Annotated in this window: 14 protein-coding genes and 1 pseudogene; 8 read left to right on the forward strand and 7 right to left on the reverse strand. The window is 58.3% G+C overall.

The genetic code is table 11. The annotated features are described in order from the left end of the window. Both PTE31013_RS23885 and PTE31013_RS23890 read left to right on the forward strand, forming a co-directional pair. Window positions 1–1667: GMC family oxidoreductase (locus tag PTE31013_RS23885; RefSeq protein ID WP_217426262.1), on the forward strand; the 1667-nt coding region annotated here is incomplete at its 5' end. 327 nt (window positions 1668–1994) lie between these two features. Further along, a complete protein-coding gene (locus tag PTE31013_RS23890; protein WP_052495067.1) occupies window positions 1995–2333 on the forward strand; it encodes an EthD domain-containing protein in 339 nt (112 codons plus the stop codon). A 230-nt stretch (window positions 2334–2563) separates the two neighbouring features. On the opposite strand, the gene PTE31013_RS23895 is transcribed toward PTE31013_RS23890, so the two are convergent. Then, window positions 2564–3562 (reverse strand): AraC family transcriptional regulator, encoded by a 999-nt coding sequence (locus tag PTE31013_RS23895; protein WP_043355323.1) that lies wholly within the window; start codon window positions 3560–3562, stop codon window positions 2564–2566. A 16-nt stretch (window positions 3563–3578) separates the two neighbouring features. Between PTE31013_RS23895 and PTE31013_RS23900 the strand changes: the two genes are divergently transcribed. The 3 genes from PTE31013_RS23900 to PTE31013_RS23910 all read left to right on the forward strand — a co-directional run bounded on the left by PTE31013_RS23900 (window position 3579) and on the right by PTE31013_RS23910 (window position 5858). After that, on the forward strand, window positions 3579–4643 hold the full coding sequence (locus PTE31013_RS23900) for a sterol desaturase family protein (protein WP_306418434.1): 1065 nt from the start codon (window positions 3579–3581) through the stop codon (window positions 4641–4643). A gap of 10 nt (window positions 4644–4653) precedes the next feature. After that, window positions 4654–5061, forward strand: a complete 408-nt coding sequence (locus PTE31013_RS23905) for a DUF4345 domain-containing protein (RefSeq protein WP_043355321.1) — start codon at window positions 4654–4656, stop codon at window positions 5059–5061. Between the two features lie 461 nt (window positions 5062–5522). Next, window positions 5523–5858 (forward strand): helix-turn-helix domain-containing protein, encoded by a 336-nt coding sequence (locus PTE31013_RS23910; protein WP_043355318.1) that lies wholly within the window; start codon window positions 5523–5525, stop codon window positions 5856–5858. Between the two features lie 88 nt (window positions 5859–5946). Here the strand turns inward: PTE31013_RS23910 and PTE31013_RS23915 are convergent. The 6 genes and pseudogenes from PTE31013_RS23915 to PTE31013_RS23945 form a co-directional block, all read right to left on the reverse strand. Further along, window positions 5947–6462, reverse strand: a pseudogene (locus PTE31013_RS23915) (tyrosine-type recombinase/integrase); the annotation flags it as partial. Window positions 6463–6504: 42 nt separating this feature from the next. After that, window positions 6505–7245: a class I SAM-dependent methyltransferase gene (locus PTE31013_RS23920; RefSeq protein ID WP_059414616.1), complete on the reverse strand. Its 741-nt coding sequence runs from the start codon at window positions 7243–7245 to the stop codon at window positions 6505–6507. 258 nt (window positions 7246–7503) lie between these two features. Beyond that, the gene (locus tag PTE31013_RS23925; protein ID WP_150564891.1) at window positions 7504–8754 is read right to left on the reverse strand and encodes an IS256 family transposase; all 1251 of its coding nucleotides are present in this window, start codon (window positions 8752–8754) and stop codon (window positions 7504–7506) included. A 241-nt stretch (window positions 8755–8995) separates the two neighbouring features. Then, the gene (locus PTE31013_RS23930) at window positions 8996–9223 is read right to left on the reverse strand and encodes an SRPBCC domain-containing protein (protein ID WP_121739573.1); all 228 of its coding nucleotides are present in this window, start codon (window positions 9221–9223) and stop codon (window positions 8996–8998) included. Between the two features lie 171 nt (window positions 9224–9394). Further along, a protein-coding gene (locus tag PTE31013_RS23935) for an IS3 family transposase (protein WP_086003188.1) occupies window positions 9395–10482 on the reverse strand; the annotation gives its coding sequence in 2 pieces (ribosomal slippage) (window positions 9395–10233 and window positions 10233–10482; 1089 coding nt in all). A gap of 629 nt (window positions 10483–11111) precedes the next feature. Continuing rightward, window positions 11112–12212, reverse strand: coding sequence for a DNA-binding protein (locus PTE31013_RS23945; protein WP_034396223.1), 1101 nt, complete (start codon window positions 12210–12212; stop codon window positions 11112–11114). Window positions 12213–12625: 413 nt separating this feature from the next. Here PTE31013_RS23945 and phnF point away from each other — a divergent pair, with 413 nt between their 5' ends. The 3 genes from phnF (at window position 12626) to phnC (ending at window position 15231) form a co-directional block, all read left to right on the forward strand. Beyond that, on the forward strand, window positions 12626–13354 hold the full coding sequence (gene phnF / locus PTE31013_RS23950) for a phosphonate metabolism transcriptional regulator PhnF (RefSeq protein WP_059414262.1): 729 nt from the start codon (window positions 12626–12628) through the stop codon (window positions 13352–13354). 77 nt (window positions 13355–13431) lie between these two features. Then, window positions 13432–14346 (forward strand): phosphate/phosphite/phosphonate ABC transporter substrate-binding protein, encoded by a 915-nt coding sequence (locus PTE31013_RS23955; protein ID WP_423200970.1) that lies wholly within the window; start codon window positions 13432–13434, stop codon window positions 14344–14346. Between the two features lie 87 nt (window positions 14347–14433). Beyond that, a complete protein-coding gene (gene phnC / locus PTE31013_RS23960) occupies window positions 14434–15231 on the forward strand; it encodes a phosphonate ABC transporter ATP-binding protein (RefSeq protein WP_034396216.1) in 798 nt (265 codons plus the stop codon). The last annotated feature ends 4 nt before the right edge of the window (window positions 15232–15235 follow it).

Genomic DNA, 15235 nt, shown 5'->3' on the forward strand with positions numbered 1-15235 from the left:
CATTCGCCGCGTGCGCATGGCGCTCAAGGCATCGGCTCGCGTTGAGTGATCTCCTGATTATGAAAACCGCTACATACGACTACATTGTTATCGGCGCCGGCTCGGCAGGGTGTGTTCTCGCTTCTCGGCTGAGTGAAGATCCCAGCGTCAAGGTACTGCTGATAGAGGCGGGCGCTCCCGCGTCATCCATCTTTGTTCAGATGCCGGCAGGGATCCGGGTTCTCTATAAGAGCCAAAAATTCAACTGGCGCTATTGGACGGAGCCCCAGACACAACTGGACAATCGGAATATTTATATACCCCGGGGCAAGGTGGTGGGCGGTTCATCCTCGATCAATTCCATGATTGCTATCCGGGGGAACCGATCCGATTACGACAACTGGGCATCTCAGGGCCTGTCGGGCTGGGACTATGAATCCCTTCGTCCGTACTTTCGAAAGATTGAGGATGCATCACTGGTAACGAAGGCGAGGAATGACGATCGCGGGTACGCGGGTCCGATTCGCCTGTCATACGGCACGCAGCAAAACGCCATATCGACTGCGTTCATAGAGAGCGCAGTATCGGCCGGTATGCCGGAGAACAACGGATTCAATGGGGCGTCGCAGGTAGGCGCAGGATTCTACGAGCTTACGATTGCCGAGGGAAAGCGATCCGGTGCTTATCGTTACCTGGATCGAGCAGGTAACCGATCCAATCTGACATTGATGGCGAACTGTAAAGTCCGCAGGATTCTCCTTGCCGGAAAGCGAGCGCAAGGCGTAGTGATTGAGGATGGATGGGAGGAGGTGGAGCTTCGCGCGGACCGCGAAGTGATTCTGACAGCAGGGGCCATTGCCTCACCGCAACTCCTGATGCTTTCGGGGATCGGACCGGCCAAACATCTGCAGTCGATTGGTATCGCTCCCGTGGTCGATCTGCAAGGCGTCGGTGAGAACCTTCAGGACCATCTTGATTGCGCGATTCGCTTAGAAGCGTCGCAGCCCAATACGCTCACGCCCTATATCGGCCTGGTAAGAGGCGGAATGGCAGGAGCTCGCTATCTTCTTTCAGGAGGCGGGCCGGCTTCCTCTCAAGGCGTTGAGGCAGGAGCATTTTACAACTCCGACAGAAATCCGGATCTGCCTGAGTGGCAGGCCCATCTGATCATTGCGCTGCGCAATCCACCGCCTAACGAAAAAGTTCCCCACGGATTTGCAGTCCGCGTATGCCAGCTGCGTCCAAAAAGTAGAGGCGTGCTGCGACTGCGTTCTTCAGATCCGTCCGATTCTCCCCGAATCGACCCTCGCTTCCTCTCAGACGAGTCTGACCTGGAGAGTTTGGTGCGCGGCGTGGAACGCACGTGCGAGATTGTCGACCAGCCGGCGCTCCGGAAGTACATCAAACGAAGGCTCGACATCGATGCTTTCTCCACCGGTGCAGCCCGTAAGGCATGGATACGCTCGCATGCGGAAACCATCTATCACCCGGTTGGCACGTGTCGCATGGGAGTCGACGACAACGCTGTTGTTGACGAGGAGTTGAAAGTGCGCGGGGTTGAGAACTTGAGAGTAATTGATGGATCTGTGATGCCAACGATCATCAGTGGGAACACGAACCTTCCCATTATGGCCATGGCAGAGAAGGCCGCAGACTTGATACGAAATTCACGCACATCCGCTCGTTGAAGTTTTCGGAGAACTCTGTTCACTGGCGTTTCGAGCTTGCTCCGTCGCCTTCTTCCCGGTTGTCCCCTTACACGGGGACGAAAGGTTGCAGCATAGATTTCCCAGCATCGAATGGGAACGTCTACGGGCTTGCGTCGTTTGATGGAAGCGTTGGGCCACACCCTTTCTCTCAAGCGCCGAAACCGCCGGAATGCCAAAGCGCGGGTTCCAGCAAAGAGGACCACGTGAACAAGGGACTCGCCAGTCAACACATACCCATCACGGGCGCGTCACAGGGCATCGGCCGCTGGACATTCCCTGTACTTCAATAACCTTAAGGAGATAAGAATGGTCAAGTTCACCTATCTGGTACTCACGAACGCGGTTCCGGGGCGTGAAGAAGAGTTCAATCGCTGGTATACCGAGCAGCACCTTCCAGACGTGTTGCGCGTACCGGGCGTGGTGAGCGCACAGCGCTTCAGTCGCACGGAGCAGCAGCGAAAAGCGGGGCCTCATCCGTGGCAGTACCTGGCACTCTATAACTGCGAGGCCGCTGACCCGCAGGTCGTCACAGATGGGATCCAGGCTCGCGTCAACACAGCGGAGATGCAAATGAGTGACACGGTGGGCGATGTCAAATATGGTTGCTATTTCGAGCCAATCACCGAGGTGATTCGCAGTAAGTAGACGGCATGGAAGTACCTGCTTTCCCGTCGTCTCAAAGATGAGTCGGGTAGAAGCTCAACAGCTTCTCCGCCACGTGAGGCGACGGGCCAGGGCGGGTCGCTTACTCCGCCGTAGCGGCGATGGAAGGCCATGCAACCCGGTGCGAGAGCTTGGGACTTGGGCCGAGGAGGCCAGCCTAAAACCTTCAGCGCTGCAATCACATGGGCGACTGCGCTGTTGCCCGTAGCGGATCACGCATCCATTTCGCGGCGCCAGGCTTGCGGGCTCTGCGATGTCCATCTCCGGAATGCGCGAGTAAATGCACTGTGCTCCGAGTACCCAAGTATCCAGGCCACCTCAGCGAGCGAAAGCCGTGGATCTTTTAGGTAATTCTCTGCAATCCGGCGTCTCGTGTCGTCACGTAGCTCGCGAAATTTCAGACCCAGTTTGTCGAGTCGCCGCTGCAACGTGCGGGGGGTCATGTGCATGGAGGAAGCCACTGTTTCAAGGCTCACTTCGCCTTGACGCGCGAGCCCGGCTACCGCTTGCCTGATGGCATGTTCCATGTCATCCATCTTCGGCATGGCACCCAGCAGAGCCTGTACCTGAAGCTCCATGATTCGCAGTAGCGCTTCATCAGGTTGACGCAGAGGCGCCTGCAAAAGGTCGACGGGGAAGCGCAGACTCGTCTCCGGTTGGTCGAACTTCACCGGGCAGCCGAAGTATGCAAGATAAGGGGTGGTGTCTTGAGGTGTTGCGTTAACAAAGCACACCTCCTCCAGCCTCACATCACCATCTGTCATGGCTCGCGTGAAACGGGTCATCGCAGCCAAGGCCGTTTCGTCAACGAGCGGCCCCGTTGGTTCCGTCGAACGGGGCCACGTCATCACGACGGACTTACCTTCGGTTCTTAGCTCCGCCGGCGTAACGTTTGCAACCACACGGTCGTACTGTTGCCAGCGTTGCAAGACAGCCCCGACGTCAGGGCAAGCCCCAAGTGCGTATCCAAGCACGCCGAGATGCGCAGGCGCAATGCGCTGGCCAACGTGCAATCCGAGGAGCGGATCATTGCAAACCTCGGCGGCACGCTCAAGCAAACGCCGCCAGTGATCGAGCGCGTAGAGTCGCACTTCCTGGCAATTAGGGCTGGATTCCCCCAGCACATGCACGGCATCCAGCCCTTGGTCCTGCAAGTAGTCGAAAAGCAGGTTCACGTAGGTGCTGGCGTAGTAAGCGGTGGGCGCGGACATGGGATGACAATGAACAATGTCGCGAAGTGTCAAGAAAGTGTCGAGGACTGTCAATGCGGAGGGTCACCAGTTTGATCAAACTGTCGGCAAGCCAAGCGAACAGGAGTCTAAATTGCCGTCCGATATGATGAACTGGCTGCATTCCATATTTGGGAAGTCCGTGGATTGGAAGCAGGCGTTCATGCTCAGCATGGTTCCTCTCTTCATCATTGCATTCAGTCTCGAGACCCTGATCAATCGAAGGCGTAGAGCCGAATCGACACTGAACTGGAAAGAGGTGTGGGCGAACATCGCATTGGGCACCACTTACCAGATCATGGAGCCCCTGGGAGTGGCTCTTGTGACAGGATCCATCTATGCGTGGGTATATTCAAAACGTTTGTTTGATATCCCGGTGGACGGTTGGACCATTCTCCCAATCATTCTGTCGGTCGAGTTCTGCTACTACTGGTTTCATCGCGCCAGCCATCGAATCCGCTGGTTTTGGGCGGCGCACGTCGTTCATCATACCGGCGAGAACATGAACTTCACTACGGCGGCACGACAATCGATGCTCAATGTGGTCGCTGGGAGTTTCATCTTTTTCCTTCCTCCCGTGCTCCTCGGTGTGCCGCCGGCCGCAGTCGCACTCATCCTGGCCGTGAATCTGTCCTATCAGTATTTCATTCATACCGAACTGATCCGCCGCCTTCCTGGCTGGATTGAGTACATCTTCAATACACCGTCCCATCACCGTGCCCATCATGGCCGAAACGACCAATATATCGACAAGAACTACGGTGGCATGTTGATCATTTTCGATCGCATGTTTGGCACTTTCGAAGAAGAACGGGAGACGGTGCAATACGGCATCACCCAACAGATTAAGTCCTACAATATCCTGGTGCTGAATCTCCACGAGTTTGTCGACATGTGGCGTGACGTGATGTCACCGGGGCCCGTGTGGCAGCGACTGCAACACCTGTGGCGGCCGCCGGAATGGGTGCGCCGTGGTCATGAACCCATCCACACATGGACGGTGGACAGGAACGAGCCGACCGGCAGTGAGTCGACACCCACTCCGTCAACGTCCGCTACCTGAGAGCCAACTCATGCATCGCCTCTCTCAAATATACCTGGCCGTTTCGGCACTGGCTTTCCTGCTAATTGGCTTGCATACGTTTCACGACCCCGCTACGGCAATGGCGGGCCTCGATATGCAACCCCATTCGGTGAATGCCTTCAATGAGATCCGTGCCAACTACGGTGGCATGCATCTCGGTATCAGTCTGTTGCTGGCCCTGGGTCTACTCTCGAAGGCGTGGCGAAAGCCCTCGATGTGGATCAACGTCGTGTTCACCAGCGGCCTGGTGCTCGGGCGGCTGGTCAGCATTTCCGCTGACGGGTGGCCAAATGATCTCGTTCGAATGTTGCTTGGAATCGAAGCAGCAGCGGCATTCACCGGCCTAGCGCTGTTGTGCTTCCTCAACAAACATGATGCGCGCTCTTCCATGAGATGAGCGCTCACTTTGAGCGCCCGCGACGCGTGGACATGAGGTCATCGTTCACCCAGTCCTATCAAGTTAAACTCGCACCGATCAACCTCCACCTGTCCTGATACCGGTCTTGCGGACAACGCGCGAGATATCCGCGTTGACGGGCTTCACCGCTTTCTAAGCATCCTTTCATCGCGACGGGTCCGACGCAGCGAAGAGAACGCTAGCTCTCCCGAGAGCAGTCAAGGTGTTGGGGCCTGGCCCCAGTAGAGACTACGGAGGTTGCGTCCAGGACCGTAGTGTTCGGTCTCTTCTGGGGTCTTTCGATGCCGTGTCTGCAATTGCCACCCTCTGCGAAGTGCTTATTAGCAGGCGCAGATCTTTGCCGGCATCCGGCCGCCATTGTGAGAGTATAATTTCACGATAGTGAAACAACACAGAAAACCGCTCTCCACGCTGGTGTTCCTTTTGCAAGAACGACCTCCATGCCACGACCACTACCTGATCCGAAGCCACCGTCGCGTGCGACGATTCGCACCATTCACCAACTGGGCGACCGCATTCGAGCAACGCGGGCAGGGAAAAGGATGCCCATTGACCAGGCGGCAAGACATTGCGGGGTCTCGGTCGGCATGCTGTCCAAGCTCGAGAACGGCAAGGGCGTCAATCTCGAGCACGCCCTGCGTGCGTTGGACGGACTGGGTTTGGCGATGCTGGTCGTTCCCAGGGCGCATGCGCCTTGGCTTGAACAGGCAGCGGCCCATACGGCCAAGATCGGCGAGGACGCGGCCAGGCGACAGCACGCCTGGCTGGAAGAGTAGTAGAGGCCTGCGATCAGGCTGGGCATCAATCTCTGATGCGATCCCAGATCGGTGCGGAAATGCACTTCGCTTGGTGTGCTGACGCGCCTTATGCTTTCCTGATCCATCCGATGCGGTGCCGCTCCTGCGTGGCCTCGTGCCGCGCATCCTCTTCGCTGTGCAGATAGCCGCTCGTCGTCGACAGCGAGCTGTGCCCAAAGTTGTCGCGCACATAACGCAGGTCGACCTGCTGGTCGGTCATATGCGAGCCGGCGGTGTGGCGCAGCCAGTGGGCCGAGGCGCTGGCCAGCACCGCGGCCTGCGCCCCCCACTCGGGCCCGCGCGCCCGCAGGCGCTCCGCGGCCATGCCAAACACCTCTTTCAGGATCAGGTGCAGCGCGCCGCGTGACAGGGGTTTCTCGCCACCCTCTCTGCCAATCACCGGCAGCACCAGTGGCCGCGTCTCCCCGAACTGCGGGGTAGGCGGCAGGTCGTGGGCGCGACGGTAGCGCGCGAGTTCGGCAATCAGTTCGTCGGTCGCCGGCACCAGCCGGGTCTTGTTGCCTTTGCCGGTCACCTCGAGCCACCAGCGCTCGATGCCCTGGCCATCGCGCCGGCAGAAGAAGAGGGTCGGCAGGGATTCATGTAAAAAACCGCAGAAACAGGCTTAAGTCCCTGTCACAGTTGGGTTTTTATCATTCCTCTGTGTCATTTTTTCTGCCCCTTCAACAGGGTCTTTCGCGGACGCATCAGGACTGGGCACCGTAGCGCTGAAACGCTCCAGCATGCTGCCGGTGGTGCGCAGTTCCAGCAGCAAGGTGTACCAGCTGGTGCCAGCCCGGGCCAGGGCGTCGTCGGAATCCCAGCGGCCGATGCACTGAAATCCCAAGCGCTCGAACAGCAGCTGGATCTCTTCGGCGGTGTAGCCCTGGAACAGCCGACCACTGGTATCGCGCTGCTCCACCAGGTTGTCTCCACGGGTCAGTGGCAGGGACAGCAGCAGGCGGCCGTGCGGGTTGAGCAGCGCACGGATGGCCAGCGCAGCATCGAACAGTTGGTGGTCTGGAACGTGCATCAGGACTGCGCTGCAGAGGATCCCATCGAACTTGCCATCAAAGGGCATGCCCAGCTCGGGCAGCGCTGCGCTAGCAAGCCGGTTTTCAAGCTCGGGGTGGGCGACCTTGGCCGCCGCGCGCAGACCGTCCGTGGGCTCCACGCCGTAGGCTTCGTAGCCGCTCTTGAGGAGGTGCGCCAAGTCACGACCAGATCCTGCCCCGATATCAAGCAACCGGGCCCCTGGCACAAATGCCAGCGGGAAGTACTTGGCCACAGGGCTGCCCACCGATTCGTACCGGGTGGCTATGTCCTGGGCGTTGTCTTCGTAGAAGCGAGCCGTCGATGCGTCCATGGAGCGGTCACTCAGAAGGGTTATGTATACCTAAGTTTGTAAACTTCTAAATTTCCCCAGCAACAATGGGGCTTTTCTCAATAGGGAGAGCACTGAGAAAAAGTTTATGTAAACAAATGCCGACCGACCAACGAGGTTGTTTACAGTCCTCCACGAACCCGTGAAGCGTATAGGCTTGAATGGACAGGCAGGAACTATACAACTGGCAGATCAAGCTTGGGGGGTGTCAGAATTTCCGTGTTCAAGGCGAGTTGAGAATTACACGGACGGTCGAACGAATCGATCCGCGTAAAGGATAGCGAATTGGTTCATTGCTGTCTTCCAGTCCTTGGCCGCTCGCCCCCAATCGGCCGTAATGTTGCGCAGCGCCAGCCAGATAAGTTTGGTTGCGGCATCATCGCTCGGGAAGTGCCCGCGGGTCTTGATGATCTTGCGTAGTTGCGAGTTGATGTTCTCGATGGCGTTGGTTGTATAGATCACCTTGCGCACTTCCGGTGGAAACGCAAAGAACGGAATCACGCGATCCCAGGCATTACGCCAGGCTGCACTGACCGGCGGAAATTTCTGGCCCCATGGTCCAGCGGCGAAGCTATCGAGTTCGGCCTGTGCGGCTTCGGCGCTCGGTGCGGTGTAGATCGGCCGGATCGCGGCAGCGAGCGATTTGCGGTCTTTCCAGCTCGCATAATCGAGGCTATTGCGGATCAGGTGAACGATGCAGGTTTGCAGCGTTGTTGCCGGAAATACGGCAGCCAGCGCCTCGGGCATGCCCTTGAGGCCATCGGTCACCGCAATCAGAATGTCGTTCACGCCGCGCGTTTTCAGATCGTTAAACACCTTCATCCAGAACTTGGCGCCTTCGGTGTTTTCGATCCACAGGCCCAGGATGTCGCGCGTACCGTCGGGCAGGATGCCCAGCGCCAGATATACCGCCTTGTTGCGTACGACGGCATCCTCGCGAATCTTCACACGCAGCGCGTCGAAGAACACGACCGGATACATCGGTTCGAGCGGCCGGGACTGCCAGGCGGTGACTTCACTCATCACCTCGTCGGTGACCGAGCTGATGAACTCGGGCGAGACTTCCGTGCCGTACTGTTCCTGTACGAAGCCCTGAATTTCACGAACGGTCATGCCACGGGCATACATGGCGATGATCTTGTCATCAAAGCCCGTGAAGCGTCGTCCGTGTTTGGGGATCAACAGCGGCTCGAAGCTGCCGTCGCGGTCGCGCGGCACCTCGATGCGGATCGGGCCGTCCTCTGTCAGGACCGTCTTGGCACCACGGCCGTTGCGCTGGTTCGTCACGCTGGCCGGTTTGGCCGTGCCCGACGGGTAGCCGAGATGGTGATTCATCTCGCCGCCCAGCGCACGCTCGATCAACGCTTTCTTGAAGGCCAGCGATGCGGCATTGATGGCGTCGGCCGTCATCGGGCCGTGGCCGAACTGCTCAAGCAGCTCGGCCGGGATCGTCGGCAGCTCTGCCGGTGGGGTTTTCGGTTTGCGAGGCATCGTCACTCCTTGGCGACATGTTATGCCTCAAACACGAAATTAATGACAGCCCCCAAGCTTGACACCGAAGTGCCCCGCATCCGCAGGTGAACGGTGCCACCCGCCGACTATCATTGCATCACACTTACAGACGATCTGCGCATGGCCCAATTGTTTTAATTGCTTTCGATAAAGGCGCGCATTCTGTCGCGACAGATACCCTACTCTCTGTCCTTCAATAGTCACTCGAACGGCTCGATTGTCATGCGGATTGGAATCCTCCAAGTAAAGGATGGCCTCTGTCACATACTCGGCGCCGTCCTCTGAGCGACCGCCACTGATGGCACCGCATGCACTCCTCCACAATGGCCCTGGTGGTGTGCCAGTCATCTGAGGCCGCATTCCAGCGAATTATCTCGTCGGGTGTGGTGTACGCCTCCCACACCCGTTCAATCGGGGCTCGTACGTTCGTCTCGACGGTGAGTTGCATAGCGGCTCTCTCCAGTTTGGTGGCAGCGGGTTGTTCACTGCCATTTGCGGGGGTGAACAGCAGATATTATCGTGCAAAGGCCTATTGTGACGTAGGCAGAAAGCGACACGGGCGGCGCTTGCCAGGCGCTGCGGTAATGCCCCCGTTTTCCACAGTCGGCAGAAGTAGAAACTAAGCGGCCATGGCCAGCCGCTGCTTCGGGGTAAAGCCGCCCAATGCCATATTTGGGCGCTCGTGATTGTAAGTCCACATCCAGTCGGCCGCTGCCTGCCGAACCTGCTCCAGGTCTTCCCACAGATATTGCGAGAGCCATTCGTATCGCGCGGTCCGATTGAACCGTTCGATGTACGCGTTCTGTTGCGGCTTGCCCGGCTCAATGTATTCCAGCCGTATACCTAGCTTCTGCGTCCAAGTCACGATGGCTGTGCTCAGGTATTCTGGGCCGTTGTCACAACGAATTACCTTCGGCTTGCCACGCCATTCCATGTGCTGCTCCAGCGTGCGAATCACCCGCTCGGACGGCAGCGAGAAATCCACCTCAATGCCCAGCGCCTCGCGGTTGAAATCATCAATCACGTTCAGCGTCCGGATGCTGCGCCCGTCAACGAGCTGGTCATGCATGAAGTCCATTGACCACACTTCGTTGATGGCATGCGGCACCGACAGCGGCTGCGGCGTTTCGCGCACCAAGCGTTTCTTCGGCTTGATGCGCAGGTTCAGCTCCAGCTCCCGATAAATCCGGTAGATGCGCTTGTGGTTCCACCCGAATCCCTGCACGTTACGCAAGTAGTAATAGCACAGCAGAAAGCCCCAGTTGCGATGACAGCCCGTGATACGCATCAGCCAGTCTGCAATCTCTTCGTTCTCCGTGTTCAACTTCGCCTCGTATCGGTAGCACGACTCGCTGATGCCGAACACTGTGCACGCCACACGAATTGACACGCGGCGCTGTTGCACAACCTGCTTTGCCATCTCGCGCCGGCGAGATGGCTTCAGAACTTTTTTTGCAGCGCCTCCGAGGCAATCTCAGCCTTGAGCTTCTCCTCGATGTACATCTTGCGCAGCCGGGCATTCTCCGCCTCGAGCTCCTTCATGCGCGACATCATCGACGCGTCCATCCCGCCGTACTTCGAGCGCCATTTGTAGAACGTTGCCGAACTGATGCCCAGTTCCCGGCATAGCTCCGGCACCGCAAGCCCAGCCTCCGCGCGCTTGAGCGCCTCCAATATCTGGCTATCTGTGAATCTCGACTTCTTCATCTGCAGAACTCCCTCTTAACGAGAAAATTCTACTTCTCCCAGCGGTGGATTTCAGGGGGTATTACCCCTCCCAGCCGTCGAGAATGCTAACTATGGCTTCTATATCCTGGTCTTCCAAGTTACGTGCTCGAACTTTCGGCCTATTTCTAGCCATCATTTTTCTCCATCGCGAGCATCAGGTTGCGCATGGTTTCAGTCGATATAATCGCACTAGGAGAGGGCTCCGGCCGGTGCGTTAAAGCGGCCCGAGCTACTTTGGCTTGCTCGATTCTTGACGGGACAGGAAGGTTTGACAGTTGGATGACCGCACCATGAGGAATACTGGGGTCATCAAGAAGGGCACACAATTGAGCCAGCCTTTTTACCGTCAGCTCGTGATGGTCTACCCACCGACTAGCTCCAAAGTAACCGTCAGCATGAGCCTGCTTGGCTGCCTCTAGATTCTCTCTAGCAGTCACCAGCTCATCCCGAATCCTGGCTGACCGAACCTCATCGCCTTTTACGCAGACCTGCTCAGAACAATTGAGGCAGTCAGCATGTAGCTGGCAGGGAGCCATGGTGTAATCATGGATACACACACCGAATTCGAGGGTCGGCAGGGATTCATGTAAAAAACCGCAGAAACAGGCTTAAGTCCCTGTCACAGTTGGGTTTTTATCATTCCTCTGTGTCATTTTTTCTGCCCCTTCAACAGGGTCTTTCGCGGACGCATCAGGACTGGGCACCGTAGCGCTGAAACGCTCCAGCATGCTGACCACGACCTGCTCTTGCGCCGTGACGGATGACTTGGCTGCGGTCAGCGCCAGTTCCAGCTGTTGCTTTGCCGTGAGCAGTTCGTTGGCCTTGGCCTCCAACTGTTCGTTCGAGGCGTTGAGTTGCTTGACGGCCGCCTCCTGCTCAACCAGGCGCCGACCCAACTCCTCGGTGCGCCGTTGTGAAAACCCAAGTTCATCCTTGAGCGGCCGCAGGCTCCGCAGCTCTTCCTGGAGCTGGTGCAGATCGCCCTGGGCACGGGATAGATCACCCAACAAGCGCGCGTTTTCCTGAAGGGTGTGGACGGCTTGCTGCTGCTTGGTTGCCAAGGCTTCATTCACGGTGCGCAACTCAGCCTGCAGGTACTGCACCTGCTGCTCATGCTTGCGCTGGTCCTGATCGCGCTGCTCTTTGGTGGACTGCCGGAAATGCTCCAGTGCCTGGCGGGCATGCTGGTGCTTTTCCTCCAGGGATTGCCGGTGGCGTTCTTCGGCCTCGATGCGCTCCTGCAGATCGACTACCTGTTGCGTGAGTTGTGTGCCTTCCAGGATCTTGCCGCGCAGTGACTCGCTGGTTTTTGCATGGGCTGCTTTTTCATCGGCCAACGCCCGCTGGGTTTGTTCCAGTTGCTGGCGGGCGGACTGGGCCTCGGTATTTAGGGCCGCGGCGGCGTGCTGATACTGCGCCAGCTGCTCCGCGTGCCTGGCCTGCGCCGAAATGACCCGCTCTTCGGCTTCCTCGTTCACCCGGGTGGCCAACCGCCCCACCAGATCCTGGATCGCCTCGCTGACAGCCACGCGGGTGCCGGTGGCTCCGCCTTCCTCTTCCTCGATCTCCTTCAGATAGCGGTGGATCGTGGTTTTGGAGCCGCTGCCCAGCTCTTCGCGCACCGCATCGATGGACGGATTCCGCCCGGTGGCCCGCAATTTATCGCGGGCGCGCAGCACTTCTGATTTGTAGATCCCGGCTCTGGCCATGGCTCACCTCTCTATTTCGTACCATAGTATGTATTATGATATTACATACTATTTATGAAGTCAAGAAATTGGGTTTTCTGCCATTTCTAACATTCGGTAATGGTGAATTATTCAATGTGATGCTGGTTTTCGCCCGTTTCCGCGATGGCGTGGGTACGGATGGCTGTGGATTCGAGTCGATGTGCAATACCTGCAATGCTTTGGTGAGATTCCCTCATCCAGGCCGCAACTTCACCTGAATCCGTGTGCTCGGCTCGACCGCAGCTTCATGTTCGAGCTACAACATTAATGATGTTGTAGCGCTACGTCCTGGCATCTCGAAAAACCCCGGATAGTCGTAACGCCAGGGTGTCATGAAACGGACATGGGCACCTCGTAAGCTCACGCTCATCCGCTTATCTAGATAACTAAACATGAGCCTCTACGTTGTCAATCGTGATTCTGGTCTGGCCCTGTACGCACAGATCGCTCAACAACTGGAGCTGGTCGTACACAACCAATACGCATCCGGGGAATGCTTGCCGTCGGAGGGGGATCTGGCAGTGCAATTTGGTGTCAACCGCCATACCTTGCGCCGCGCAATAGACGAGCTGGTCGAGGCAGGCCTACTGGAACGCCGTCACGGCCTGGGCATCTTTGTGCTCGACACACAACTGGACTACCAGATTGGCAAAGGCACGCGTTTCACCGAAAACCTGGCCGCACTTGGGTTCATGACCGAGAACCGCATCCTTCGCAAGCAGACCATTGGCGCCCTGCCTAGGGTGGCACAACGCCTGACCATTCAGGAAGGGGATGCAGTGCACTGGATTGAGACGTTACGCATGGTGGAGCAACGCCCCATGTGCTTGATATCGCACTTCGTGCCCGCCGAAAAATTCCCAGACCTCTTCGAGCGTTTCGAAAGCGGATCGCTGCATGCGCTGCTGGGTGCCACATATGGCTGCAAGTTACGCCGAACAGAAAGCCTAGTGACAGCGGTGCTCCCGCAAGGGGACGACGCCAAGACGCTGGGGATGCCGCAGAACCGACCGGTGCTGCGGGTCAAGAGTGTGAACGTGGACGACCGGGATGGTACCCCGGTCGAATACGCCATTACCCGGTTCCGTGCAGACCGGATCCAACTGCGCATCAACCCCTGACGGTCTCGCAAACCTATCTCTTTGTCTTCCCACTCACATGAGCCTTTGTAATGTATCTGAAACAATCCATCCGCCGTATGCTGTTGGCCACCGGCCTGGCTCTGATGGCCAGTCCGTTTGCTGCCGTGGCCGCACAAAACGACGGCACGGCCGCCAAGCCGCTGCGCGTAATTTTGGTGCCCGCCGACGGCGGCACCGAAGACGGCACCAAGAAGGACTTCCAGCCCATTTTCTCGGCCATCGAACAATCGACGGGCCTGAAGTTCGACATCAAGGTCGGTCAGAGCTACGGTTCGGTGGTGGAGGCCATGTGCAGCGGCGCGGCAGACATTGCCTGGTACGGCCCGCTGTCTTACCTTCAAGCCAAGAGCCGAGGCTGTTCCGAATTGCTGGCGCTGGCTGTCAGCAAGGGCCAGTCGGTGTACTACTCAGGTCTGTTCGCACGCACCGACAGTGGTATCAACAGCGTCGCCGACCTCAAAGGCAAAAAAGTGGCCTTGGGCGACGTGAATTCCACCTCCAGCTTTGCCGTGCCAGTGGCCATGATGATGGCCGGTGGCGTACTGCCTGCGCGTGATCTGGGCACCATCAACATGGCCGGCAGCCATGCCAATGTGCTGAAGGCCTTGGCCGAGGGGCTGGTCGATGCCGGTGGTGCGTCGTTCGACTCCTTCGAAAAAGCCGTCAACGGCAAAGCGATCGACCCCTCCAAGGTCAAAGTGATCATCAAGAGTGCGGCCATTCCCTATCCGCCGCTGGCCATCCACCCCAAGGTAGATGGTGCCGTCAAGGCCAAGCTGCGCGAGGCGTTCAACAACGTCGACAAACTGCCCGGCATCACCAAAGACCAGATCCGCGGCTACGGTGGTGGCAAGGTGGACGGCTACACCGCCAATGTCAGTGAAGAAGACATGGCCAATGCCGGCAAGCTGTTTGAGATGGTCACCGACCCAGTCAAGCAGGACATCATGAAAAAGGCCAGCGCGCGCTAAGCAGCGCCGCGCTACTCAAGCACCCCGTGCACGACAGTCAGGCCCAGGTCACTGGGTCGGGCTGCTGCATGAAAGAAAGGAAGCGACATGATCCGCTTTGAATCTCTCCAAAAAATCTGGCCCGATGGCACCCGGGCGATCAGCGAGGTGTCGCTGGAGATCCCGCAGGGCCAGTTCTGCGTGATCCTCGGCCCTTCGGGTGCGGGCAAATCCACGCTGTTGCGCGCGGTCAACGGACTCATGCGGCCGACCTCGGGCCGGGTGCTGATCGACGGCATCGAATTCAACACTGCCACGCAGCGCGCGTTGCGCCAGCGCGTGGCCATGATCCACCAGCACTTCAACCTGACCAACCGCATGAGCGTTGCGGCCAATGTGCTGTCCGGCCTGTTGCCCACGGTCTCCACCTTGCGTGCCCTGTCCGGCTGGTTCAAGCCTGAGCAGCGCCAGAAAGCCTGCCAGTTGCTCAACCGCGTCGGCTTGTCACCCACACACCTCCAGCGCCGTGCGGGCGACTTGTCGGGCGGTCAGCAGCAGCGGGTGGGCATTGCCCGCGCTTTCATGATGGACCCCGAAGTGGTGCTGGCCGACGAACCGGTGGCTAGCCTGGACCCCAAGATCTCGCGTGACATCCTGAGCCTGATTCGCGACGCTGCGCGCGAGCGCAACGCAACCGTGTTGTGCAGCCTGCACCAGGTCGATCTGGCCCGTGAGTTTGGCGACCGCATCGTGGGCATGCGCGACGGACGTGTCGTTTTCGACGGCACGCCAGCGGAATTCACCGACGAGCGCGTGCATGCGCTTTACCAGGGTGCCCGCTGGGAAGATGCACCAGCGGCCGAGAGCGACGCGCAGCACTCGGTGGCCGGTCTGGCTGTGGCATGAGGGG

This window comes from Pandoraea terrigena (assembly GCF_902459705.1).
In the GTDB taxonomy this organism is placed as follows: Bacteria; Pseudomonadota; Gammaproteobacteria; order Burkholderiales; family Burkholderiaceae; genus Pandoraea; species Pandoraea terrigena.

What these genes read in the sequence shown, in the direction of transcription:
- PTE31013_RS23955 (WP_423200970.1), top strand. Translation starts at nt 13,432, where the DNA reads ATGCTGTTGGCCACCGGCCTGGCTCTGATGGCCAGTCCGTTTGCTGCC.
- PTE31013_RS23920 (WP_059414616.1), bottom strand. Translation starts at nt 7,245, where the DNA reads ATGGACGCATCGACGGCTCGCTTCTACGAAGACAACGCCCAGGACATA.
- PTE31013_RS23925 (WP_150564891.1), bottom strand. Translation starts at nt 8,754, where the DNA reads ATGCCTCGCAAACCGAAAACCCCACCGGCAGAGCTGCCGACGATCCCG.
- PTE31013_RS23945 (WP_034396223.1), bottom strand. Translation starts at nt 12,212, where the DNA reads ATGGCCAGAGCCGGGATCTACAAATCAGAAGTGCTGCGCGCCCGCGAT.
- PTE31013_RS23930 (WP_121739573.1), bottom strand. Translation starts at nt 9,223, where the DNA reads ATGCAACTCACCGTCGAGACGAACGTACGAGCCCCGATTGAACGGGTG.
- PTE31013_RS23910 (WP_043355318.1), top strand. Translation starts at nt 5,523, where the DNA reads ATGCCACGACCACTACCTGATCCGAAGCCACCGTCGCGTGCGACGATT.
- PTE31013_RS23895 (WP_043355323.1), bottom strand. Translation starts at nt 3,562, where the DNA reads ATGTCCGCGCCCACCGCTTACTACGCCAGCACCTACGTGAACCTGCTT.
- PTE31013_RS23905 (WP_043355321.1), top strand. Translation starts at nt 4,654, where the DNA reads ATGCATCGCCTCTCTCAAATATACCTGGCCGTTTCGGCACTGGCTTTC.
- phnF (WP_059414262.1), top strand. Translation starts at nt 12,626, where the DNA reads ATGAGCCTCTACGTTGTCAATCGTGATTCTGGTCTGGCCCTGTACGCA.
- PTE31013_RS23890 (WP_052495067.1), top strand. Translation starts at nt 1,995, where the DNA reads ATGGTCAAGTTCACCTATCTGGTACTCACGAACGCGGTTCCGGGGCGT.
- phnC (WP_034396216.1), top strand. Translation starts at nt 14,434, where the DNA reads ATGATCCGCTTTGAATCTCTCCAAAAAATCTGGCCCGATGGCACCCGG.
- PTE31013_RS23900 (WP_306418434.1), top strand. Translation starts at nt 3,579, where the DNA reads ATGTCGCGAAGTGTCAAGAAAGTGTCGAGGACTGTCAATGCGGAGGGT.